Origin of the sequence: Mycobacterium sp. SMC-21 (assembly GCF_045310825.1) — a bacterium.
In the GTDB taxonomy this organism is placed as follows: domain Bacteria; phylum Actinomycetota; class Actinomycetes; order Mycobacteriales; family Mycobacteriaceae; genus Mycobacterium.
Genome location: NZ_JBJIAO010000019.1, coordinates 82,605 through 103,839, shown reverse-complemented (window position 1 = coordinate 103,839; position 21,235 = coordinate 82,605). Strand labels below are relative to the sequence as shown.

Sequence of the window (21,235 nt, the reverse complement as noted above, 5' to 3'; positions counted from 1 at the left end):
CAGATCATCCTCGGGAAGGTGCGCCCTTTCCTACGCCGCCTCGCCGAGGCTCATCCACAGGTTCTGATCATTGCTCGCGCTGCGCCGGATCCGGCAGCGGCGCCGCGAAGAACCGTCAGACGAACTGCCCGACGAGGCGTCCGGGGACGCCGGGCCCGACACGCTGGCAGCCCGCAACGAACTGGCCAAACTGGTCGCCGAAGCGGCCGGCGGGTTGTCCGACCGCGACCGCGCGGTGCTGGAGCTGGGCTACCGCCACGGACTGGAGGGGCCTGAACTTGCCGAGGCCCTCGGCGTCAGTACCGCCAGCGCCAAGAAGATCATGCAGCGGTTGCGCGACACCATGGAACGCTCGCTGGGCGCGCTGTTGGTCGCCCGACGCGGACAGAGTGGTAACAGCTGTGCGGAGTTGGGCGCGATCCTCGCCGGGTGGGACGGGACTTTCACCATCCTGATGCGCAAGCGGATCGCCCGTCACATCGAAAGTTGCCCGACGTGCGATCAGGACCGTCGCCGGATGGTCAACCCGGTCGCGCTGCTCGGCGGCACGCCGCTGTTCATCCCCGCGCCGACCTGGCTGCGCGACCGCACACTGAATCGGATTCAGCTGACCTCGGCGTCCGCCGATCTGGACAGCGCACCCACCGCGGCACAGAGTGCGCTGCCGGATGCGCCGACCGAGCAGTTCGCCGCGGCCGACGGGCTCGCCGCGGAACCGGCCACCAGGCAGCCGAATGGCCGCGTGATGCTGACGATGTCGCTGCTGATCGGCATTCCACTGATCATGCTGGCGCTGACCATCGCCTGGCGGTACGAAACCAACGCCCCGGTCGCCCCGAAAGGCGTCACCACCTCCGTCACCCCGCCACCGAGCACGACGCCGGAGAACCCGGTGACCACGACCGTCGCACCTCCGCCCAGCCCGACCGCCGTCGTCACCGCGCCTATCGAGCCGACGACGGTCCTTCCGCCACGGGCGGTCCCGCCGCCGCAGCAGTCGCCGGTGCCGCTGCCGCCGGCCGCGCCGGTCGTGACGCCGCCGCCGTCAACACGGCCGGTGCCACCGCCGCGACGTCCGCGGCCGCCCGTCGTCAGTGAAGAACCGTCGCCGCCGAGCAAACAGCCGCCCGTGATCACCGAGCCGTCGCCGTCGCCCACCCCGCCGCCGACGACGACGCACAAGCCGCCGCGCCCGCTGCCACCTGGCCCCGTGGGGCCGATCGAACCGGCACCGGTGACGACGACGCAGGGACCAATCATCTACTAGCCCGGCCGATGTCGAGCCGAGAAGCAAAGCCCGCCAAAAGTTGTCCCGTCGTGGGTGCCGCGCGACTCCTACCTGTGAGAGCCGCCCATCCGGGACCGCGAGAACGACACAGGAGCACGCCATGTCCACTGCCATGACCGCCACACTGCCGAACCTGGAGTACTCATCCGACCCGGCCAGTGGAAGCCTCCACGGGCTCCCGACGATGCCGTTCGCGGCGCTGGCCTGGTCGCTGGCCGAGTCGGGAGACGCCGAAGAACCTTTGGCGCCGAACCTGATTCCCGCCGCACCGCTCGCGTCGACGCGGTCACCGAAAAGCACACGGGGCGCGCTCGTCGCGGTGGTGTTCGGCGGGGTCACCGTCGCTGCCGCGCTCGGCGCGATCCTCCTCGGCGGCAGCGATGAGCCGTCGACTCCGCTGGCCGTCGTCGACCACACGCGGTCGACTCCGTACGTCGCGCCGGCCGCGGCCCCGATGGCGACCGCCAATCATGTGGCAGGTCCGGCACCGGCGCCGGTGGCCGGCGTGGTGAGCGCGCCCGTCGTCGTCCCGCCGAAGGCCGTCGTGCCGCCGCAGCCGGTTGCCGCGCCGCCCATCGCCGAGGCCCCGAAGCCGACGCAGCGCCGGCCGCACTGGGACTGGCTGCGCCGCATCTGGCAGCACCACGACCAGCAGGACGGTCAAGGCCAAAAGCGCTGAGCGCCAGGCTATCCGCGTAAGCCGAGCGGACCCGCCAGCGCCGTCAGCGTCGGCACCAGCTTGTCCCAGCCGCCCAGCACCTGGACGGTCACGTGATCGGCGCCGGCGTCGAGATGCTCGGTGAGCCGTGCGGCGATGGCATCGGGTGTTCCGTGCGCGACCACCGCGTCGATCAACGCGTCGCTGCCCGGCTTGGCGATGTCGTCTTCGGAGAAGCCGAGCCGGCGCCAATTGTTCAGGTAGTTACTGAGATTCAGGTAGAAGTCGACGGTCTGCCGGCCGATGGCCCGTGCCTCCGCGGTGGCCTCGGCCGATCCGTCGGTCAGCACGACCTTGTGCTCGGGTGCCAGGAACGCGTCCGGCCCGATGAGCTGGCGCGCTTCTGCCGTGTGCTCAGGGGTGGTGAGGTACGGGTGCGCACCGGCGCTGCGGTCGGCCGCCAGCCGCAACACCTTCGGGCCGAGGGCCGCGACCACCCGGCGCGCGACCGGAACGCCCGCGGCGTCCAGCTCGTCCAGGTACTCGACGAGGACGTCGTAGGGCTTGCGGTACTCCTTGGTGTGCTCGGGGTGGCCGATGCCGACGCCCAGCACGAACCGTCCCGGGTAGGCCGCCTCGATCCGGTGGTACGACTCGGCGACCTGCCCGGCCGGGGCCGTCCACACGTTGACGATGCCGGTGGCCACCTGCAATTTCTCCGTCGCGGCCAGGATCGGCTCGACGAACGCCAGGTCGCCGGCGGGGGAGCCGCCCGGCCACACCGCGCCGTACCCCAACTTCTCGATCTCGGCGGCCTGCTCGGGCGTAGGGGCGCCGAACGTCCACACCCCGACGCGGCCCAGATCCAGCTTGCTCATGCGCGATCCTTCCAGTTACCGCAGGCCCAGCGGGCCGGCGAGTTCGGTCAGTGCGGGTACCAGTTTCTCGGGCGACGTCAGCACCTGAACCGGTACGTGGTCGGCGCCGGCGTCGAGGTGCTGCTTGAGCCGGGCGGCGATCGCGTCGACGGTGCCGTACGCCACCACGGCATCGACGAGCTCGTCACTGCCAGGCTTGGCGACGTCAGAGTCATTGAATCCCAACCGCTTCCAGCTGTTGAGGTAATTGTTCAGATTGAGGTAAATCTCCAGGGCCTGGCGCCCGACCGCGCGCGCCTTGTCCGCGTCGGTCGTCAGGATCGCCTTGTGCTCGGGCGCCAGGAACGCGTCCGGCCCGATCAACTCACGCGCTTGGGCGGTGTGCTCCGGCGTGGTCAGGTAGGGGTGGGCGCCGGCGCTGCGCCGGGCCGAGAGCTTGAGCACCTGCGGGCCGAGTGCGGCCACGACGCGGTGCTCCTTCGGCACGCCGTACTCGTCGAGCTTGTCGAGGTATTCGGTGAGTGCGTCGAGCGGCTTCTTGTATTCGGCGATGGCCTCGCGGTGACCGACGCCGATGCCCAGCAGGAAGCGGCCCGGATAGGCGGAGTTGATGCGGTGGAACGACTCGGCCACCGGTCCCGCTGCCGCCGTCCAGATGTTGACGATGCCGGTCGCGACCTTCAGCCGCTCCGTCGCGCCGAGCAGTGGCTCGACCCAGTCCAATTCCGCGGGCGGGGATCCCCCGACCCAGATCGCGCCGTAGCCCAGCGCTTCGATTTCTGCTGCCTGTTGCGGCGTCGCGCCGCGCCCGAATACGCCGTAGCGCCCAAGGTCTGGTTTGGTCACCTTTGCGGCAACTATGGGGCGCGGGCGGCTATTCCGTTCGGCGCGCGGTGATTCGAACTATCCCGTTGTCCCAGCCAGAATTTCTTCTGGCGCGGGTGCGTGCACGGGCAGCGTGACGATGAACGTGGTGTCGCCCGGCTTGGATTCGACGTAGATGTTGCCGTGGTGCTTCTCGCAGATGATGCGCCACGCCAGATCGAGCCCCAGGCCGGTGCCCTCGCCGAACGGCTTGGTCGTGAAGAACGGGGTGAAGATGCGCTCGATGACGTCGGGCGGAATGCCCGGGCCGTTGTCGTTGATCTCGATCCGGACGGTGTCGTCGCCGGCGCGCTTGGTGCGGATCGTCAGCACTCCACAGCCCTTCATGGCCTGCAGTGCGTTGTCGATGATGTTCGTCCACACCTGGTTCAGATCTGCTGGGTAGCACTGCAATTCGGGCAGCGCCGGGTCGTACTCCTTGACGACCTTGACGCAGGTGGTGCCGTCCTTGCCGATGCGGTCACCGAACATCATCAGCGTGCTGCGCAGGAGGTCGTGCACGTTGGCGTTCTGATAGGGGGCCCGGTCCATCTGGGAGTACTGCTTGGCACCGGCCAGCAGCGTCGAAATCCGCTTGCTCGCTTCGGAAATCTCACACATCAGCAGCTCGGTGTCGATGGTGTACTTCAGCCAGCCCAGCGCGCCCTGCAACGTCGCGGACGAGTCGGCGCTCCCGATGGATGACGAAATGCCTTCCAGCCAAGCGACATCCAGGCCGGCGTCGACGAAGGTGGGGGCGTAGTCCCACGCGGACGCGATGTCGTGGTCCTCCAGCCATTCGCCGATCTGGTCTTCACGGTCGGACGCCTCGATGGCCGACAGTTCCTGGGTCCTGGCCTTGGCCACCTGCTCGGCGATGCCCTCCTGGATGCCGACCAGCACCCGCAGCGACTGCGGGCTGACCTGGCCGTCGGCCAGCATGGCGAGCTTGTGGCGCATCTTGCCGATCCGGTCGTGCAGGTCGGCGACGGCGCGGGCGGTCGCGGCAGCCGGGTTGTTGAGCTGGTGGGTCAGCCCCGCCGAGAGCTGGCCGAGCGCGAGGAGCTTCTCGCGCTGGCCGACGATCTGCCGCCCGCGGCGGCCGCCGACCTTGTGGCCCTCCAGCAGGTGCACCGCCATCGGGAATTCCTTGCGCATGAAGTCGGCGTAGGCGTTGGCGTCCAGGACGAAGAACCGCGACGGCTTGGTCACCCGCACCGACGCCTCGTAGACCGGCTGCTCGTCGGGGATGTACGCGGACCAGGCGCCGCAGTACACGCCGCGCATCGAGGTGCGGTTGGTCTCGATGTCGATGCCGCCCGACTTCATCGACATCACCAGCTCGCCGTCGAGCATGACGTAGAAGCAGGTGGCCGGTTCGCCTTCGGTGCAGACGGGGCCGGGCTCGAACGTCGCGATGTGACCGTTGGCGCACAGCGTGTCCAGCTGCTCGTCGGTCAACGCCTCGAAAAGGAACAGCGTTTTCAGTTCACTTCGCGCGCACGTTTCGCCCATACCGGTCTCCTCCTACGTCTCGGCCAGATACCGGTGCACCAGCATCACTGCCATCGAGCCTTCGCCAACCGCGGCTGCGACCCGTTTGGCCGATTCAGCGCGGACATCTCCTGCAACAAACACACCGGGCACACTTGTTTCCAAGTGGTGCGGCGGCCGGTCCAGGTTCCAGCCGCAGACGTCCTTGAGATCCGGGCCGGTGAGGATGAAGCCGTGGTCGTCGCGGGCGATGCCGGCGTTCTCCAGCCACTGGGTGCGCGGGGTGGCGCCGATGAAACAGCACAGGCGCGTCGACTCGACGTGCTCGCGCTCGCCGGTGGCGTTGTTGACCAGCCACAGCCCGGTCAGGTGCCCGTCCTCGCCGCAGGTGTCGACCACCTCGGTGCAGGTCCGGACGCTGATGTTCGGGGTGTTCTCGATCTGCTGGATCAGGTAGTAGGACATCGACGCCTCGAGCGACTTGCCGCGTACCAGCAGCGTCACCGACTTGGCCTGCTGCGACATGAACATCGCGGCCTGGCCGGCGGAGTTCGCGCCGCCGACGATGTAGACGTCCTCGCCCGCGCATTCGGAGGCCTGCGACACCGAGGCGCCGTAGAAGACGCCGTTGCCGACATAGCTGTTGCCGACGCTGTCGGGGTCCTCCCAGCACCCGGCGACCTGCAGATGCCGGTAGTCGACGCCGGTGGCCAGGATGACCGACCGCGCGGTGATACTCCGGCCGTCGTCGAAGGTCAGCGTCTTGCTGGCCAGCGACGAGACGTCCAGCCCGACGACCTCACGGGTGGTGATGACCTCGGCGGCGAAGCGCTCGGCCTGCCGCCGCGCCGAGGTCGTCAGCTCGGCGCCCGAGATGCCGGTCTCGAAGCCCAAATAGTTCTCGATGCGCGAGCTGCGGCCCGCCTGCCCGCCGGTGGTGGTGCGCTCGATCAGGACCGTGCGCAGCCCCTCGGACGCGCCGTACACCGCGGCCGCCAGGCCGGCCGGTCCGCCGCCGATGACGGCCAGGTCGTACATCTCCAACGACGGTGTGGTCGACAGGCCGAGCATTCCGGCCAGCTGCGCGTCCGTCGGCTGGACCAGCGTCTCGCCCTGCTCGGAGGTCACCACCGGCAGCTCCAGCCCGTCCAGGCCGGCGGCGGTCAGCAGCTGCTTGCCCTTGGGCTCGTCCGACGCGTACGCGCGGTAGTAGTGCTGGTTGCGGGCCAGGAACTGGCGGACCTCCCACGAGCGGGGATTCCACCGGTGGCCGATCACCTTGGTGTGGGGGACGGCGCGGTCGCCGACCTCATGCCAGGCCTCCAGCAGGCCGTCGATGATCGGGTACAGCTTCTCCTCGGGCGGGTCCCACGGCTTGAGCAGGTAGTGGTCCAGGTCGACCAGGTTGATGGCGTTGATCGCGGCGTGGGTGTCCGCGTACGCGGTCAGCAGCACGCGGCGGGCCAGCGGGAACACGTCCATGGCCAGTTCCAGGAAGTCGATGCCGTTCATCTCCGGCATCTGGTAGTCCGCGATGAACATCGCCACGGTGTCGCCCCGTAGCTGCAGCTCGTTGATCGCGACCAGCGCGTCCTGTCCAGATTCGGCGCGTACGATCCGATAGCGCTCACCGTAGTGTTTGCGCAGGTCGCGGGCGACGGCCCGGGACACTGCGGGATCATCGTCCACGGTGAGAATCACCGGATTGCGAGCCGGGGAAGCGGGTCCAGTCATCGCTGTTCATTATGCGCCCTGACTTGCGAAGACGATGCGCCTACCTGGCCTCTGCCGGGGTGCTCCGCGGATTTTGGTCCCTGGGGTCCGAGCGGGTATCGTGGACCAACGGTGCAGCTTCTGCGCCGGCTCTTTGCGTGCTCTGTTCTGAAGTTCCCCGGAATTTCCTGGCATTAAGTCCACGTTCTTGTAGCCGGGGTGGGCTCTGCGCCAAGCACGGGCGTATGAGATACGAAACCGAAGAACCAGAGGATTACCAAAGAGTATGGCCAAGAAAGACGGCGCCATCGAGGTCGAGGGTCGCGTGATCGAGCCCCTGCCCAATGCGATGTTCCGCATTGAGCTGGAGAACGGTCACAAGGTGCTCGCCCACATCAGCGGCAAGATGCGGCAGCACTACATCCGCATCCTGCCGGAGGACCGTGTCGTAGTGGAGCTCTCTCCGTACGACCTGTCCCGTGGCCGCATCGTGTACCGCTACAAGTAACTCGCCCGAGCACCATCAATTCAGAACCGAGAAAAGGATCGCTAAGTCGTGAAGGTGAACCCGAGCGTCAAGCCGATCTGCGACAAGTGCAGGGTGATCCGCCGCCACGGCCGGGTCATGGTGATCTGCTCTGACCCGCGGCACAAGCAGCGGCAGGGCTAAACACCAGCTCAAGCAGCACCCAAAACTGAATGCAGACCTCCCAGTACCACTGAGGGCAGACGGCCCTCAACCACGTCCGGCACGGAGGCCGGACCCCGACCAAGACGGGGAACGGACTGGGATCAGACCTCCGCAACGAAAAGGAACACTGCCTGATGGCACGCCTCATGGGCGTTGATCTCCCGCGCGACAAGCGCATGGAGATCGCGCTGACCTACATCTACGGCATCGGCCGTACCCGCAGCCAGGAAATCCTGGCCGCCACCGGCATCGACCGGGACCTGCGCACCAAGGACCTCACCGACGACCAGGTGACCCAGCTGCGCGACTACATCGAAGGCAACCTCAAGGTCGAGGGTGACCTGCGCCGCGAGGTGCAGGCCGACATCCGTCGCAAGATCGAGATCGGTTGCTACCAGGGCCTGCGCCACCGTCGTGGCCTGCCCGTGCGTGGCCAGCGCACCAAGACCAACGCGCGTACCCGCAAGGGTCCGAAGCGCACCATCGCCGGCAAGAAGAAGGCCAGGTAAGTAAATGGCACCCACCAAGAAAGCCGGCGCTGCTTCCAAGCGCGGCAAGCCCACTCGTCGCCGGGAAAAGAAGAACGTCCCGCACGGCGCCGCTCACATCAAGAGCACGTTCAACAACACCATCGTCTCGATCACCGATCCCCAGGGCAACGTCATCGCCTGGGCCTCGTCGGGTCACGTCGGCTTCAAGGGTTCGCGCAAGAGCACCCCGTTCGCCGCGCAGCTCGCCGCCGAGAACGCTGCCCGCAAGGCGCAGGAGCACGGTGTCAAGAAGGTCGACGTTTTCGTGAAGGGTCCGGGTTCGGGCCGCGAGACCGCGATCCGTTCGCTGCAGGCTGCCGGCCTCGAGGTCGGCGCGATTTCCGACGTCACGCCGCAGCCGCACAACGGCTGCCGTCCGCCCAAGCGGCGCCGGGTCTAGGGAGGATCTGAAAAATGGCTCGTTATACCGGACCCGCCACCCGCAAGTCGCGCCGTCTCGGCGTCGACCTCGTCGGTGACGATCAGTCGTTCGAAAAGCGCCCCTACCCGCCCGGCCAGCACGGCCGCGCGCGGATCAAGGAGAGCGAATACCGCACCCAGCTGCAGGAGAAGCAGAAGGCTCGCTTCACCTACGGCGTCATGGAGAAGCAGTTCCGCAAGTACTACGAGGAAGCCAACCGCAAGGCTGGCAAGACCGGTGAGAACCTGCTGCAGATCCTCGAAAGCCGTCTGGACAACGTCGTGTACCGCGCCGGTCTGGCCCGTACCCGCCGCATGGCCCGTCAGCTGGTCAGCCACGGTCACTTCACCGTCAACGGTGTCAAGGTGAACATCCCGAGCTACCGGGTGTCGCAGTACGACATCATCGACATCAAGCCGAAGTCGCTGAACACCCTGCCGTTCCAGATCGCCCGTGAGGTCGCCGGCGAGCGTCCGGTGCCGTCGTGGCTGCAGGTTGTCGGCGAGCGTCAGCGCATCCTCGTGCACCAGCTGCCCGAGCGCGCCCAGATCGTCGTGCCGCTCACCGAGCAGCTGATCGTCGAGTTCTACTCGAAGTAATTCGAGTCCTGGTGGCCCGCCCAATCCCGGGCGGGCACCAACCAACCGGCATCAAATAGCGGGTGCCGAGAAGGAGATAGAAAAATGCTGATCTCTCAGCGACCCACCCTGTCCGAGGACGTGCTGGCCGAGAACCGGTCGCGGTTCACCATCGAGCCGCTGGAGCCGGGCTTCGGTTACACCCTCGGCAACTCGCTGCGGCGCACGCTGCTGTCGTCCATCCCGGGCGCAGCGGTCACCAGCATCCGCATCGACGGTGTCCTGCACGAGTTCACCACCGTCCCCGGGGTCAAGGAAGACGTCACCGACATCATCCTGAACCTCAAGGGCCTGGTCGTCTCCTCGGAAGAGGACGAGCCGGTCACCATGTACCTGCGTAAGCAGGGCCCGGGTGCCGTCACCGCCGGTGACATCGTGCCCCCGGCCGGTGTGACGGTCCACAACCCGGACATGCACATCGCCACCCTGAACGACAAGGGCAAGCTGGAGGTCGAGCTCGTCGTCGAGCGCGGCCGCGGTTACGTCCCGGCCGTGCAGAACAAGGCTTCGGGTGCCGAGATCGGCCGTATCCCGGTCGACTCGATCTACTCGCCGGTGCTGAAGGTCACCTACAAGGTGGAGGCCACCCGCGTCGAGCAGCGCACCGACTTCGACAAGCTGATCCTGGATGTCGAGACCAAGAACTCGATCGCCCCGCGCGACGCCCTGGCTTCGGCCGGCAAGACGCTGGTCGAGCTGTTCGGTCTGGCCCGTGAGCTCAACGTCGAGGCCGAAGGCATCGAGATCGGCCCGTCGCCGGCCGAGGCAGACCACATCGCCTCGTTCGCGCTGCCGATCGACGACCTGGAGCTGACCGTGCGGTCGTACAACTGCCTCAAGCGCGAGGGTGTGCACACCGTCGGCGAGCTGGTCTCGCGTACCGAGGCGGACCTGCTGGACATCCGTAACTTCGGCCAGAAGTCCATCGACGAGGTCAAGATCAAGCTGCACCAGCTGGGTCTGTCGCTCAAGGACAGCCCCGCCACGTTCGACCCGTCGCAGGTCGCCGGCTACGACGTGGCCACCGGCACCTGGAACAGCGATGCCAGCTACGACCTGGACGCCGACCAGGACTACGCCGAAACCGAACAGCTGTAATAAGAAATTCCGTCCCGGCCCTACCTGATACGGGGGCCGGCCCCAATTAGGAGAAGTAGCAATGCCCAAACCCACTAAGGGTGCTCGCCTCGGCGGGTCGTCGTCGCACCAGAAGGCGATCCTGGCCAACCTGGCCACCTCGCTGTTCGAGCACGGCCGCATCAAGACCACTGATGCCAAGGCCCGGGCGTTGCGTCCGTACGCCGAGAAGCTCATCACCCACGCCAAGAAGGGCGCGCTGCACAACCGGCGCGAGGTGATGAAGAAGATCCGCGACAAGGACGTGGTGCACACCCTGTTCGCCGAGATCGCACCGCATTTCGCGGACCGCGAGGGCGGCTACACCCGCATCATCAAGGTCGAGAACCGCAAGGGCGACAACGCCCCCATGGCTGTGATCGAGCTGGTCCGGGAGAAGACCGTCGTCTCCGAGGCCGACCGCGCCCGTCGCGCGGCCGCCGCTCAGGCGAAGGCTGCCGAAGCCGAGGCTCCCGCTGAGGAAGCCGCTGTCGAGGCTCCGGTTGCCGAGGTCGAGGCTGCTGACGAGGGCATCGCCGACGCTCAGACCGCTGAGGCCGAGGCTGAGGCGACCGAGGATGAGGCCAAGTCCTAATCACGCTGTGAACGACGTGCCCGCCATCGAATCCGATGGCGGGCACGTTCGTTTACGGCTGGATATCTCGTACGACGGCACCGAATTCGCCGGTTGGGCACCGCAGGCCGGGCAGCGCACGGTCGCCGGTGTCATCGAAGAGACGTTGTCGACGGTGTTCCGTGAGCCGGTGCGCCTGGTCACCGCAGGGCGGACCGATACCGGCGTGCATGCCACCGGGCAGGTCGCACACGTCGACGTGCCTTCTGCCGCATTGAGTTTCGCCTATCCGCGCACGCTGCGGCCGGGGGACCCCGAGTTCCTGCCGTTGGTGCGCCGGCTCGCGCGGTTCCTGCCCGCCGATGTGCGGGTGCGCCAGATCGTCCGGGCCGCACCGGGTTTCGACGCCCGGTTCTCGGCGCTGCGGCGGCACTACGAATATCGGTTGTCGTTGGCGCCGTATGGCGTTGAGCCGCAACAGGCCCGGTTCATCACACCGTGGCCGCGGCCGCTCGATCTGGACGCCATGACGGCCGCTTCGCAGGAGTTGTTGGGGCTGCAGGATTTTGCCGCGTTCTGCCGCTTTCGTGAGGGCGCGACGACCATCCGGGATCTGCAGCGGCTGGACTGGCAGCGCTCGGGTGATCTGGTCACCGCCCACGTGACGGCTGACGCCTTCTGCTGGAACATGGTGCGGTCGCTGGTCGGCGCGTTGCTCGCCGTGGGGGAGGGCCGTCGCGAACCCGGTTGGATCGCAGGCCTTTTGGCGGCCGACAGCCGGTCCAGCGAGTACGCCGCCGCCCCGGCGCGGGGCCTGACGCTGGTGTCGGTGGACTACCCGCCCGACGATCAGCTGGCGTCCCGGATCGCCGTCACCCGGGATCTGCGTACCCTCGATTAGCTCACGGTGCCGGCGGTGGGGGCGGGGCCAGGCGGGCGGCGACGAAGTCGGCGGCCTGATTGACCATGCCGGACCCGATGTAGCCATCCTGCAGGTGGTTCTGCCAGTCGCCCTGTAGTTGAGCGATGGTCTGCGGCAGTCCGTCCATGCAGACGGGATCGGCGCCGTTGCACTGGTCGATGGTGCGATCCAGGTAGATCGGGCTGATGTTGGAGCCGCCCATCCGGTGGGTGACGTTGCCGAACAGCGCCACCGCGGCGACATGGGAGTCCATCCCCGGCGGCAGCGGCCTGTTGAATCCCCAGCCCGGGTTGTCGGAGGTCAATGCCACGGCCGCCGATGCGGCGCCCAGCGAGTACCCGCCGATCACCAGCCGGGTGTCGGGGCACCGCGCTGCCATGTCTTGAATACGCGAGCTGATGTCGTTCGCGCCCTGGGCGATTTCGACGTTGGCGGGATAGTTCACCGCGTAGACCCCGACATTCAGAGGTGTCTTGGCGCGCAGCGCGTCGACGAATGCGCCGCCCACGCGGCCGACGCCCGGTCGCTCGTTGCGGCCGCGCGCGAAGATCACCTCGACCTGCGGGCACGGGTCTGCCGCTGCGGCACCGATGACATCTGCGGGGGCTACGACCGTCGCCGCCACCACCCCGGTGGCAACCGATGCTGCCGCGCCGGCCAGGGCGACGGCAGACCGGACGGACGTCATGACGGAGCGGGGGGTCATGGCTGGAGTCTAGCGGCGGATCACAGACGCGCAGCCACGAACTTCGCGGCCTGGTTCACCATGCCGGACTTGATGTAGCCCGGCGCGAGGTGATCCTGCCATTCCGAACGCCATTTGTAGGGGCTGCTCGGATTACAGACCGGGTCGTCGGAATGGCAGAGGTCGATGGTCCGATTCTGGTACGTCGGGCTCAGCGCGGAGATGGGCAGGGCCCAGTTGGAGCCATTGCCGAAGAGCGCCACGGCCGCGATGTGCTGATCGGCGTCACGGGGCAGGGGACTGTTGAAGGTGAACGCCGAAATGGGCACGGCGATAACCAGATCGGTGGCGGCGGCGCCCAATGAGTAACCGCCGAGCACGATTTTGGTCGATGGGCAGTTGCGGGCGAGCCATTGCACGCGCCGGCTCATGTCGTTGGCGGCGATGTCGACCTGGGTGTCCGCCGGGTAATTCACCGGGTACAGACCGATATTCGGGCCGCGGAGCTGGCGCAGCGCGGTGACGAAGGCGGCGCCAACCTGTCCGGGGCCGGGCGGCTCCATCCTGCCGCGGGCGAACACGACCTCTGCGGGAGCGCACGTGGCAGCTGCGTTCGCCACCCCAATGTCCGTCAGTAGCACCGACATTGGGGCGGCGCCGACAGTCAGAGCGGTGATCAGCACACAGAGCGTCCGGCGGCCAATCACAAATCCGATGGTATCCCGACGAATTGACGGTCTCGTCGAGAAATGATGCCAGCCTTACAACAATCCGGCGACGAAGCCGGCGGCTTCGTTGGTCGGGCCGCCGGCATAGGTCTTGTGCGCGGGCACACTCTGACCGTCGGTCTGGCAGATCGGATCCCCCGCATTGCACAGGTCGATGACCTTGCCGCCCCACACCGGGCTCGCCGTCAACGGCAGACCCAACTTGGCGGACGGATTGCCGAACACCGCGATCGCCGCGACGTGGCCCGCGGCCTCCGGGGGCAGCGGGTTGTTGAAACCGATGCCCGGAACCGGGATGGCGCCGATGACGTCCATCACCGCGGCGCCCTGCGAATAGCCGCCGAGCACCTGCCGGGTGTTCGGGCAGTTCTCGGCCATCCACTGGATGTGGGCGCTGGCGTCGTTGGCGCCGTCAGCGGCGGCCAGGAAGTCGTATGACGCCGGGTAGACGACGGCGTAGGCGCCCACCGAGCGGCCGCCGACCTTGTTGCGCAGCTGGTTGACGAACGCGCCGCCGACGCGGCCCAGGCCCGGATCTTCGGACGTGCCGCGGGCGAACGTCACCTCGATGTCGGGGCAGTTGGCCGCGGCGGCGGTGCCGATGGCACCCAGGGACGGTGGCGTCAGCACAGTGATGCCGGCCATGACGACGGTGGTTGCGGTGCCGGCGAAGGCCCGGCGCAGAGCACTGATGATCACACCGAATCCTAACCGCGACTCCCGATGTGCTCCCGCGACAGCCGGTCCGCCGCCGGTCAGACGCGGGATGCGATGAACTGCGCGGCCTGCCCGATGTACTCGGACGACTCATAGCGCGAGTGCGCGAACGGGTTTCGGCCACGCGAGCAGATCGGGTCGCCCCACAGGCACAGGTCCACCGAGCGGTTCGAGAACAGGCCGATGGAGTCCAGCGGATGGCTGAACTTGGCCGACGGGTTACCGAATACGGCGGCAGCCGCGACCCGGTTCGCGAGTTCGGTGGGCAGCGGAGGTGCCGAGCCGACATCGCCGATCCGGTCACCGAGCGGCGGAACGCCGGCCAGCATGTCGACCACCGCGGCGCCCTGCGAGTAGCCACCGAGCACGATCTTGGTGCTGGGGCACTGCTGCGCCATGGTCGCGATGCGGTTCTGCGCGTCCGTCGCGCCGTCCTGCGCGGTGAGGAAGTCATAGGACGCCGGGTACTCGACGGCGTAGCCGGTGACGGTGCGGTTGCCGACCAGAGGCTGCAGCGCGTCGACCAGTACCGAGCCCACGCGGCCCATGCCGGGGTCGTCGTGCGTGCCGCGGGCGAAGATCACCTCGATGTTCGGGCAGGGGTCCGCCTGGGCGGGTGCCGACGGCAGCAGCGCGGTTCCGGAGATGACGGTGGCGGCGATTGCGGCCACTCGGACCGACATGCTGAGCAAGGTCACGCGGGCCATCTTCACATATGGGGCTCAGCTACGGCCAATTGTTTGACCTGCTGGCAAACCCTCCGGACTGTCGGGCCAATCGTCATGCCAGGTCGCTTCGCCGCGGTCGCCCTGGCGGGCAAGCGCCAGGCCGGCCAGCACCACCGCGCCACCCAGCAATTGGATGCCGGTGATGGCCTCACCCAGCAGTGCCCAGGCCGCCAGGACGGCGAACATCACCTCGGACAGGCCGACCAGTGAGGCGAACCGGGGCTGCAGGCGGGCGATGCCCATGATGCCGAAGGTGTAGGCCAGCGCGGTCGGCACGATGGCCAGGGCGATGACGGGGACCAGCCAGGACGTCGTCACGCCTGCCAGCGTGGTGTCGTGGCGGGTGAAGGCGAGGGGCATGACGCCGGAGAGGCCCAGCAGCGCCACCGTCGCGGCGCCGACCAGCAGGCCGCCGGTGGCCAGGGTGATGGAGTGCAGGCCGGTGCCGTCGGCGCTGGCCTTGTCGGACATGACGAAGTAGCAGGCGGCGCAGACGGCGGCGCCCATGCCCCAGCCGATGCCGGCGAGGCTGATCTGGGCGCCGGTGTGGCTGCCGGGCCCGACCAGGCCGAGCACCAGCGTGATGCCGGCGATGGCGATCGCCACACCGGCGAGCGTGAGCGTGCTGGGGCGGCGCCGGGTCGTGGCCCACACCCAGCCGACCACCAGCAGGGGCGCGGCGTACTCGAGCAGCAGTGCCACGCCGACCGGCAGATACGTGACGGCATTGAAGTAGCACAGCTGGGCGCCCGCGATCGGGATGGCGCCGTAGGCGACGACCGTCCCTTTGTGGCTCAGCGCTTCGCGTACCCAGCCGCGGCGCAGGATCGTCGCGACCACGGCCATGATGAGCGCGCCGCCGGTCAGCCGGGCGACCACCGCGGCGGTGGGGCTCCAGCCCGCTTCGATCAGGGACTTGCCCAGGCCGCCCGCCATCCCGAAGGTGAAGGCGGATGCGACGGCGAAGATCATGCCGGTCCGGAAGTGGCCGGCCGCGGTGCCGTTCGACAAAGTCACGGGCCACCTCCGATGATGTAATGAGTGAAGTTGGGATTGGTCATGACGCTACGGAGGGCGGGTGTAACGAGTCAAATGAATTTCAGTCATGACACGGAGCTCACGCTGCGCGCGGCGTGTGTGTTGATCAACAGCGACCGGGTCGACGGTGACCAACTGGCCGATCTGGCGGCCCTCGACGGGTATCTGAACGACTTCGGCTGGACGGGCCGGCGCGACCGGGACACCGCGGAGCTGGCCGCGGTGCAGGCCCTGCGCGAACGGCTCGGGTTGCTGTGGGCCGCGGCGGACGACGAGGAGGCGGTGGTCGGCCAGGTCAACGCCCTGCTCAGTGACACCCGCGCCAACCCCTGGCTGACGCGACACCCCGAGATGCCGGAATGGCACCTGCACCTGGCGGCCGACCAGGACCCGCTCGCCCAGCGCATGGGCGCCGAGATGGCGATGGCCCTGGCCGACCTGATCCGCGCCGGTGAACTGCGCCGGCTCAAGACGTGTGCGGCGTCGGACTGCACCGCGGTGCTGATCGACATGTCGCGCAACCGATCCCGCATCTTCTGCGACACCGGGAACTGCGGGAACCGCCAGCACGTCGCGGCGTACCGCGAACGCCGCGCCCGCGAGAACTGACATTCGGCGTCCGACGCGCCCGCGCCGGTTGCCGCAATGCATCGCGTGACAGGCCCGCGTCTCCTACCGTGATGTCCGACAGCGGATGCAGCGTTTGAGCGGAAGGACGGGCCATTGGCCGAATTCGTGGCGGCCATCGACCAGGGCACCACCAGCACCCGGGCGATGATCTTCGATCACTCAGGTCGCGAGGTCGGACGCCACCAGCTCGAGCACGAGCAGATCCTGCCGCGGGCCGGGTGGGTCGAGCACAATCCCGTCGAGATCTGGGAGCGCACCGGCTCGGTGCTGCAGACCGCGCTGAACAAGACCCGGCTGTCGGCGTCCGATCTGGTCGCGCTCGGTATCACCAACCAGCGTGAGACGACCATGGTGTGGAACAAGCACACCGGGCGCCCGTACTACCACGCGATCGTGTGGCAGGACACCCGCACCGACCGCATCGCCTCGGCCCTGGAACGCGACGGCCACGGCGACGTCATCCGCCGCAAGGCCGGCCTGCCGCCGGCGACCTACTTCTCCGGCGGCAAGATCCAGTGGATCCTCGAGAACGTCGACGGCGTGCGGGAAGCCGCCGAACGCGGTGACGCGATCTTCGGAACGTGCGACACCTGGGTGCTGTGGAACCTGACCGGCGGCACGCGCGGCGGCGTGCACGTCACCGACGTCACCAACGCCAGCCGCACCATGCTGATGAACCTCGAGACCCTCGACTGGGACGACGAACTGTTGTCGTTCTTCGGGATTCCACGCCAGATGCTGCCGACCATCGCGTCGTCGTCGGTGTCGGAGCCCTACGGGCTGACGGCGGCCGACGGCCCGCTCGGTGCGCCGGTGCCCGTCACCGGCATCCTCGGCGACCAGCAGGCCGCCATGGTCGGGCAGGTGTGTCTGTCGGCGGGCGAGGCCAAGAACACCTATGGCACAGGCAATTTCTTGCTGCTCAACACCGGTGAGAAGATCGTGCGCTCCGAGCACGGGCTGCTGACGACGGTGTGCTATCGGTTCGGTGACGCGAAACCCGTTTACGCCCTTGAGGGTTCGATCGCCGTCACCGGATCGGCCGTGCAGTGGCTGCGGGACCAGTTGGGCATCATCGCGGGGGCCTCCGACAGTGAGACGCTCGCCCGCCAGGTCGAGGACAACGGCGGCGTCTACTTCGTGCCGGCGTTCTCGGGACTCTTTGCGCCGTACTGGCGTTCGGACGCGCGCGGCGCGATCGTCGGCCTGTCGCGGTTCAACACCAACGCCCACATCGCCCGGGCCACACTCGAAGCCATCTGCTACCAGAGCCGCGACGTCGTCGACGCCATGGCCGCGGACTCCGGCGTCCACCTCGAGGTACTCAAGGTCGACGGCGGCATCACCGCCAACGAACTGTGCATGCAGATCCAGGCCGACGTGCTGGGCGTCGAAGTGGTGAAACCCGTTGTCGCCGAGACCACTGCGCTCGGCGCGGCCTACGCCGCGGGGCTGGGGGTCGGCTTCTGGTCGAACCCCGACGAGCTGCGCGCCAACTGGCAGGAGCACAAGCGCTGGGCGCCGTCGTGGGACGACGGCCAGCGCTCCGCCGGGTACGCCGGCTGGCAGAAGGCCGTCGGCCGCACCCTCGACTGGGTCGACCTCTCCTAGGGATTTGTGCACGATTTTCCGCGGTTGGCGCGGAAAATCGTGCACAAATCCCTGGCGAGAATTGGTGTCGGGGCATGCGTCTGCCCGCGGTTAGGCTGCTAGCCGGGGGATGGACATGGCTCGGGGGCAGGGCGCGCAACTGGAGGCCAGCGGCCGGCGCTTTCAGACGCGGCGGCTGATCCACGCACTGGTGCGTGGCGACGCGGCGATGGTCGACGAACCCATTCGCGCGCAATCGATTTCGTACGCGGCGGGCTGGCTCGCCGCACTGCTGGCGGTGGCAGTATGCGCGGTGATCGCGATCGCCTCACCGGCGGGCCGGCTGGGGGACGCGCCGATCGTCATGGTCCGGGATACCGGCGCGCTGTACGTCCGGATCGGGTCGACGTGGCATCCCGCCCTGAATCTCGCGTCCGCGCGGCTCGTCGCCAACTCCGCAGCCAACCCGGTAGCGGTCGACGCCGAGGCGATCGCGGGCGCACCGCGCGGCCCGCTCGTCGGAATCCCGGGTGCACCAGCACAATTGGGCCGGCCGCTCGCGGCGACGTCGTGGCAGGTGTGTGACAACGGAACGACGGTAATGATCGCCGGTACGGACACGATCGGACCTGACGGTGCGCGGCCCATCTTGGCGACGGCGGCGGGTGAGCACCTGGCCGCCACGTATCTGCTGTACGGCGGCAAGCGCGCCGCGGTGGACCTGCGTGACCTCGCGGTGGTCCGGGCGCTGCGGCTCGACGGCGTGACGCCCCGGCCGGTGTCGCGATCATTTCTCGACCTGCTGCCCGAGCTGCCCGCGATCACCGCGCCGTCGATTCCGGGGCTCGGCAGGACGGGGCCGGGCGGCTTCGTTGTCGGGCAGGTGCTGCGGGTGAGCCGCGCCGACGCTCCCGAACATCACGTGGTCCTCGGCGGCGGTCTGCAGCGCGTCGGCGACGTGGCGGCCGATGTCATCCGGTTCACCCATGGAGTGGCCGACGGTGACCTTCGCACCGTGCCGCCGGCGGCCATCGCCGGCATTCCCGCTGTCCATGACCTTGCGGTGTCGACGTTTCCGGACCAGGCGAGCCCGCCACTGCCGAGCGAGGCCCCGGTCTGCGCACGGTGGCGGGCCGACGGCGATCGTGCGGATACCGTTGTCGTGCAAGGGAAACCGGATGCGGCCGCGGTGGCGCTGGCGCAGGAGGACGGCGACGGTCCGAACATCGATGCCGTGGCATTACCGCCGGGCCGGTATGCGTACGTGCACGCCACCGGGGTGACCGGTGGATCGGTGACCGGACCGCTGTACCTGGTGACGGACAGTGGCGTGCGGTACGGCATCCACGATGCCGAGACGGCGAAGTATCTCGGGGTGGAGGGTGCGCCGCTGCCCGCACCGTGGCCGCTGCTGGCCCGGTTGCCGGGCGGGCCCGAATTGAGTGTGGCGGCGGCCGAGGTGCTGCGCGACGGCCTGTCGCCGTAGCGACGCGGCAGGTTTGCCATGGTGGCCTCGGGGGCATTCCGGGTGCCATGACCGACGTGCCGACTTTCGGGGTGGAGGAGGAGTTTCTCCTCGTCGATCACCGTGACGGTGCGCCCCTACCGCGCAACCAGGCGGTCGCGGAATATGCGGCCGCGCGCGGTGTCGACCTACAGCTCGAGTTGACCAGGTGCCAGGTCGAGACCACCACCGCGGTGATGACCACTAGCGGCGATCTGCGTGCGGAACTGACCCGGCTGCGTCGCGTCGCCACCGAGTCGGCGGAAGCGCAGCGGGCGCGGCTGCTGGCCGTCGCGCTACCGCCGACGGTGCCGCACGCGTTCCCGGTGACAACCAAAGAGCGGTATGCCCGCATCGCCGATCGGTTCGGCATGATCGCTCATGAACAGGGCATCTGCGGGTGTCACGTGCACGTCGAGGTGCCCAGTCGGGCGGCGGCTGTCGACGTCAGTAACCGGCTTCGGCCCTATCTGCACCTGCTCCTCGCGCTGAGCGCGAACTCCGCGATCTACCGCAACACCGACAGCGGTTACGCCAGCTTCCGGGGCGTGCTGTGGACCCGCTGGCCGAGCGCCGGACCGCCACCATACTTCGACTCGGTCGAGGACTACGACGCCGTCACCAACACCCTGACGCGGGCCGGTGCGGTGCTCGACGACGGCATGCTCTATTGGGATGTGCGGCCGTCTGCCAATTTCCCGACCGTCGAGGTGCGCGTGGCCGATGTGCCGGCAACAGTGGCCGAGACCGTGTTACTGGCCACGCTCATCCGGGCCGCGGTGATGACGGCGCTGGACGCGAAGGAACGTGGGAAACCGATACCACGCCTTGCTGATTGGACGCTGCGCGCCGCGCCCTGGAAGGCGGCGCATGACGGGCTCGACGGCGAGGCGATCGACTTGGCGGGCGACTGCTCGATGGCGCCGGCCCGGGTTCTGCTCGCCGGATTCATCGAGAACCTCCGCCCGGCCCTCGAAGCGCTGGGTGACTATGACATGGCCCGCGACGAGTTGGCCCGCATCGCCGAGCAGGGCAACGGGGCCATGCGGCAGCGTCGGGCCTGGCGACGCCGCAAAGATGTCGGCGATGTCATGTCCGAATTGGCCACGGCGACAACGACGTTCGATCCGTTAGCCCCGTGACCGTCGACTGAGCTTCGCGGTGCGTGCGTCCCCGTCGTGCGGGACACCTATTGCCTTGGTGCGCTTGGCCTTCACCGTCAGCCAGACCGCTGAAATGAGAAAGTAGATCGCGCCCATCGCCGCGTATCCGGCAAGGGTCTTGACCGACTCGATGGTCGGCGTGTGAGCCTGGGTGATGAACAGGCCCCCGACAAGCGCCGACTGGCCGCCGCTGAGGACCATCGCCCACTGCGCGCCGACCTTCCAACGTCGAATGGCGGTGATGAGTTGCAGCAACCCGGCAAGGGTGGCCCACGCGCCGAAGACTGCGAGTACCCACGTCGTACCTGCGAACAGGGCGTAGGCAGCCACGACGGTGACGATCAGACTGACCGCAACGTTGATCAACTGGCTCCGGTTTTGCGTCGGTCCACCGCTTCGCGCGGCATCCCAGAAATTCGCGGCGGCGTCCCACAGCGGATAGAGGATGAGCCACCCCGAGGCCAGCGGAAGGCTGTGCTGCGCGAGCGTCAGCGCGCCGGCAACCCACGCGAACGAGGCGGCTGCGCGAACGAAGTAATAGGTCCTCAACCACTGCTCGCGGTTGGGCTCCGACAGGCTTGCTTGCTGAATCGACATGATTGTGTCCTCTCGATGGGTGCGGACGAGCATCCCGACACCGGGGGCAATCCACCAATGGGGCGGAT

24 protein-coding genes are annotated in these 21,235 nt (G+C 68.1%); 14 read left to right on the top strand and 10 right to left on the bottom strand.

Annotated features, from left to right (window positions below; genetic code table 11):
• Positions 1–70: 70 nt before the first annotated feature.
• Both ACJH6H_RS18710 and ACJH6H_RS18705 read left to right on the top strand, forming a co-directional pair.
• The gene (locus tag ACJH6H_RS18710) at positions 71–1,267 is read left to right on the top strand and encodes an RNA polymerase sigma factor (protein WP_406775555.1); all 1,197 of its coding nucleotides are present in this window, start codon (positions 71–73) and stop codon (positions 1,265–1,267) included.
• A gap of 121 nt (positions 1,268–1,388) precedes the next feature.
• The gene (locus ACJH6H_RS18705; protein ID WP_131808708.1) at positions 1,389–1,967 is read left to right on the top strand and encodes a hypothetical protein; all 579 of its coding nucleotides are present in this window, start codon (positions 1,389–1,391) and stop codon (positions 1,965–1,967) included.
• Positions 1,968–1,975: 8 nt separating this feature from the next.
• Here the strand turns inward: ACJH6H_RS18705 and ACJH6H_RS18700 are convergent, their stop codons facing one another.
• The 4 genes from ACJH6H_RS18700 to ACJH6H_RS18685 are packed head-to-tail and all read right to left on the bottom strand — an operon-like array spanning position 1,976 to position 6,916.
• The gene (locus ACJH6H_RS18700) at positions 1,976–2,824 is read right to left on the bottom strand and encodes an LLM class F420-dependent oxidoreductase (protein WP_060998928.1); all 849 of its coding nucleotides are present in this window, start codon (positions 2,822–2,824) and stop codon (positions 1,976–1,978) included.
• Positions 2,825–2,839: 15 nt separating this feature from the next.
• The gene (locus ACJH6H_RS18695; protein WP_406775560.1) at positions 2,840–3,685 is read right to left on the bottom strand and encodes an LLM class F420-dependent oxidoreductase; all 846 of its coding nucleotides are present in this window, start codon (positions 3,683–3,685) and stop codon (positions 2,840–2,842) included.
• 42 nt (positions 3,686–3,727) lie between these two features.
• Positions 3,728–5,203 carry an ATP-binding protein gene (locus ACJH6H_RS18690; protein ID WP_060998925.1) on the bottom strand — a complete coding sequence of 492 codons (1,476 nt, stop codon included), beginning with the start codon at positions 5,201–5,203 and terminating at the stop codon, positions 3,728–3,730.
• Positions 5,204–5,215: 12 nt separating this feature from the next.
• Entirely contained in the window at positions 5,216–6,916 is a 1,701-nt protein-coding gene (locus ACJH6H_RS18685) for an FAD-dependent oxidoreductase (protein ID WP_060998923.1), read from the bottom strand.
• 265 nt (positions 6,917–7,181) lie between these two features.
• On the opposite strand from ACJH6H_RS18685, the gene infA reads away from it, so the two are divergent.
• The 8 genes from infA to truA all read left to right on the top strand — a co-directional run bounded on the left by infA (position 7,182) and on the right by truA (position 11,766).
• On the top strand, positions 7,182–7,403 hold the full coding sequence (infA, locus tag ACJH6H_RS18680) for a translation initiation factor IF-1 (protein ID WP_003886926.1): 222 nt from the start codon (positions 7,182–7,184) through the stop codon (positions 7,401–7,403).
• A 48-nt stretch (positions 7,404–7,451) separates the two neighbouring features.
• The gene (gene rpmJ / locus ACJH6H_RS18675; RefSeq protein ID WP_003879483.1) at positions 7,452–7,565 is read left to right on the top strand and encodes a 50S ribosomal protein L36; all 114 of its coding nucleotides are present in this window, start codon (positions 7,452–7,454) and stop codon (positions 7,563–7,565) included.
• Positions 7,566–7,720: 155 nt separating this feature from the next.
• Positions 7,721–8,095, top strand: coding sequence for a 30S ribosomal protein S13 (gene rpsM / locus ACJH6H_RS18670; RefSeq protein ID WP_060998921.1), 375 nt, complete (start codon positions 7,721–7,723; stop codon positions 8,093–8,095).
• A gap of 4 nt (positions 8,096–8,099) precedes the next feature.
• Entirely contained in the window at positions 8,100–8,516 is a 417-nt protein-coding gene (gene rpsK / locus ACJH6H_RS18665; protein ID WP_020101461.1) for a 30S ribosomal protein S11, read from the top strand.
• Between the two features lie 14 nt (positions 8,517–8,530).
• Entirely contained in the window at positions 8,531–9,136 is a 606-nt protein-coding gene (rpsD, locus tag ACJH6H_RS18660; RefSeq protein ID WP_060998918.1) for a 30S ribosomal protein S4, read from the top strand.
• 84 nt (positions 9,137–9,220) lie between these two features.
• A complete protein-coding gene (locus ACJH6H_RS18655) occupies positions 9,221–10,273 on the top strand; it encodes a DNA-directed RNA polymerase subunit alpha (RefSeq protein WP_406775554.1) in 1,053 nt (350 codons plus the stop codon).
• A gap of 61 nt (positions 10,274–10,334) precedes the next feature.
• Positions 10,335–10,886, top strand: a complete 552-nt coding sequence (rplQ, locus tag ACJH6H_RS18650; protein WP_020101464.1) for a 50S ribosomal protein L17 — start codon at positions 10,335–10,337, stop codon at positions 10,884–10,886.
• Entirely contained in the window at positions 10,870–11,766 is an 897-nt protein-coding gene (gene truA, locus ACJH6H_RS18645; RefSeq protein ID WP_406775553.1) for a tRNA pseudouridine(38-40) synthase TruA, read from the top strand. The genes rplQ and truA overlap by 17 nt, the downstream gene beginning before the upstream one ends.
• Position 11,767: 1 nt before the next feature.
• Here the strand turns inward: truA and ACJH6H_RS18640 are convergent, their stop codons facing one another.
• The 5 genes from ACJH6H_RS18640 to ACJH6H_RS18620 form a co-directional block, all read right to left on the bottom strand.
• Positions 11,768–12,493, bottom strand: coding sequence for a cutinase family protein (locus ACJH6H_RS18640; RefSeq protein WP_036427226.1), 726 nt, complete (start codon positions 12,491–12,493; stop codon positions 11,768–11,770).
• A 20-nt stretch (positions 12,494–12,513) separates the two neighbouring features.
• Entirely contained in the window at positions 12,514–13,119 is a 606-nt protein-coding gene (locus tag ACJH6H_RS18635; protein WP_406775559.1) for a cutinase family protein, read from the bottom strand.
• A 114-nt stretch (positions 13,120–13,233) separates the two neighbouring features.
• Positions 13,234–13,845 (bottom strand): cutinase family protein, encoded by a 612-nt coding sequence (locus tag ACJH6H_RS18630; protein ID WP_406775558.1) that lies wholly within the window; start codon positions 13,843–13,845, stop codon positions 13,234–13,236.
• 110 nt (positions 13,846–13,955) lie between these two features.
• Positions 13,956–14,624 carry a cutinase family protein gene (locus tag ACJH6H_RS18625; RefSeq protein ID WP_406775552.1) on the bottom strand — a complete coding sequence of 223 codons (669 nt, stop codon included), beginning with the start codon at positions 14,622–14,624 and terminating at the stop codon, positions 13,956–13,958.
• A gap of 15 nt (positions 14,625–14,639) precedes the next feature.
• A complete protein-coding gene (locus tag ACJH6H_RS18620) occupies positions 14,640–15,617 on the bottom strand; it encodes an EamA family transporter (protein WP_406775557.1) in 978 nt (325 codons plus the stop codon).
• A 120-nt stretch (positions 15,618–15,737) separates the two neighbouring features.
• Here ACJH6H_RS18620 and ACJH6H_RS18615 point away from each other — a divergent pair, with 120 nt between their 5' ends.
• The 4 genes from ACJH6H_RS18615 to ACJH6H_RS18600 all read left to right on the top strand — a co-directional run bounded on the left by ACJH6H_RS18615 (position 15,738) and on the right by ACJH6H_RS18600 (position 20,549).
• Complete coding sequence (locus ACJH6H_RS18615) at positions 15,738–16,292, top strand: CGNR zinc finger domain-containing protein (protein WP_020101471.1); 555 nt, start codon at positions 15,738–15,740, stop codon at positions 16,290–16,292.
• 114 nt (positions 16,293–16,406) lie between these two features.
• Positions 16,407–17,924, top strand: a complete 1,518-nt coding sequence (glpK, locus tag ACJH6H_RS18610; RefSeq protein WP_061007223.1) for a glycerol kinase GlpK — start codon at positions 16,407–16,409, stop codon at positions 17,922–17,924.
• Positions 17,925–18,039: 115 nt separating this feature from the next.
• Positions 18,040–19,389, top strand: a complete 1,350-nt coding sequence (eccB, locus tag ACJH6H_RS18605) for a type VII secretion protein EccB (RefSeq protein ID WP_061007231.1) — start codon at positions 18,040–18,042, stop codon at positions 19,387–19,389.
• Positions 19,390–19,436: 47 nt separating this feature from the next.
• Positions 19,437–20,549: a glutamate--cysteine ligase gene (locus tag ACJH6H_RS18600; RefSeq protein WP_406775551.1), complete on the top strand. Its 1,113-nt coding sequence runs from the start codon at positions 19,437–19,439 to the stop codon at positions 20,547–20,549.
• Here the strand turns inward: ACJH6H_RS18600 and ACJH6H_RS18595 are convergent.
• Entirely contained in the window at positions 20,538–21,200 is a 663-nt protein-coding gene (locus ACJH6H_RS18595; protein ID WP_064859998.1) for a DUF308 domain-containing protein, read from the bottom strand. The two genes, ACJH6H_RS18600 and ACJH6H_RS18595, sit on opposite strands and share 12 nt — an antisense overlap.
• Between the last annotated feature and the right edge of the window lie 35 nt (positions 21,201–21,235).

Bases quoted from the DNA above. Each gene is read 5' to 3' on its own strand.
- ACJH6H_RS18615 (WP_020101471.1), top strand. From the start codon at position 15,738: ATGAATTTCAGTCATGACACGGAGCTCACGCTGCGCGCGGCGTGTGTG.
- ACJH6H_RS18640 (WP_036427226.1), bottom strand. From the start codon at position 12,493: ATGACCCCCCGCTCCGTCATGACGTCCGTCCGGTCTGCCGTCGCCCTG.
- infA (WP_003886926.1), top strand. From the start codon at position 7,182: ATGGCCAAGAAAGACGGCGCCATCGAGGTCGAGGGTCGCGTGATCGAG.
- rpsD (WP_060998918.1), top strand. From the start codon at position 8,531: ATGGCTCGTTATACCGGACCCGCCACCCGCAAGTCGCGCCGTCTCGGC.
- truA (WP_406775553.1), top strand. From the start codon at position 10,870: ATGAGGCCAAGTCCTAATCACGCTGTGAACGACGTGCCCGCCATCGAA.
- rpsK (WP_020101461.1), top strand. From the start codon at position 8,100: ATGGCACCCACCAAGAAAGCCGGCGCTGCTTCCAAGCGCGGCAAGCCC.
- rpsM (WP_060998921.1), top strand. From the start codon at position 7,721: ATGGCACGCCTCATGGGCGTTGATCTCCCGCGCGACAAGCGCATGGAG.
- ACJH6H_RS18690 (WP_060998925.1), bottom strand. From the start codon at position 5,203: ATGGGCGAAACGTGCGCGCGAAGTGAACTGAAAACGCTGTTCCTTTTC.
- ACJH6H_RS18705 (WP_131808708.1), top strand. From the start codon at position 1,389: ATGTCCACTGCCATGACCGCCACACTGCCGAACCTGGAGTACTCATCC.
- ACJH6H_RS18595 (WP_064859998.1), bottom strand. From the start codon at position 21,200: ATGCTCGTCCGCACCCATCGAGAGGACACAATCATGTCGATTCAGCAA.
- rplQ (WP_020101464.1), top strand. From the start codon at position 10,335: ATGCCCAAACCCACTAAGGGTGCTCGCCTCGGCGGGTCGTCGTCGCAC.
- ACJH6H_RS18600 (WP_406775551.1), top strand. From the start codon at position 19,437: ATGACCGACGTGCCGACTTTCGGGGTGGAGGAGGAGTTTCTCCTCGTC.
- ACJH6H_RS18630 (WP_406775558.1), bottom strand. From the start codon at position 13,845: ATGGCCGGCATCACTGTGCTGACGCCACCGTCCCTGGGTGCCATCGGC.
- ACJH6H_RS18685 (WP_060998923.1), bottom strand. From the start codon at position 6,916: ATGACTGGACCCGCTTCCCCGGCTCGCAATCCGGTGATTCTCACCGTG.
- ACJH6H_RS18635 (WP_406775559.1), bottom strand. From the start codon at position 13,119: ATGTCGGTGCTACTGACGGACATTGGGGTGGCGAACGCAGCTGCCACG.
- eccB (WP_061007231.1), top strand. From the start codon at position 18,040: ATGGCTCGGGGGCAGGGCGCGCAACTGGAGGCCAGCGGCCGGCGCTTT.
- ACJH6H_RS18625 (WP_406775552.1), bottom strand. From the start codon at position 14,624: ATGGCCCGCGTGACCTTGCTCAGCATGTCGGTCCGAGTGGCCGCAATC.
- ACJH6H_RS18655 (WP_406775554.1), top strand. From the start codon at position 9,221: ATGCTGATCTCTCAGCGACCCACCCTGTCCGAGGACGTGCTGGCCGAG.
- ACJH6H_RS18620 (WP_406775557.1), bottom strand. From the start codon at position 15,617: ATGATCTTCGCCGTCGCATCCGCCTTCACCTTCGGGATGGCGGGCGGC.
- ACJH6H_RS18700 (WP_060998928.1), bottom strand. From the start codon at position 2,824: ATGAGCAAGCTGGATCTGGGCCGCGTCGGGGTGTGGACGTTCGGCGCC.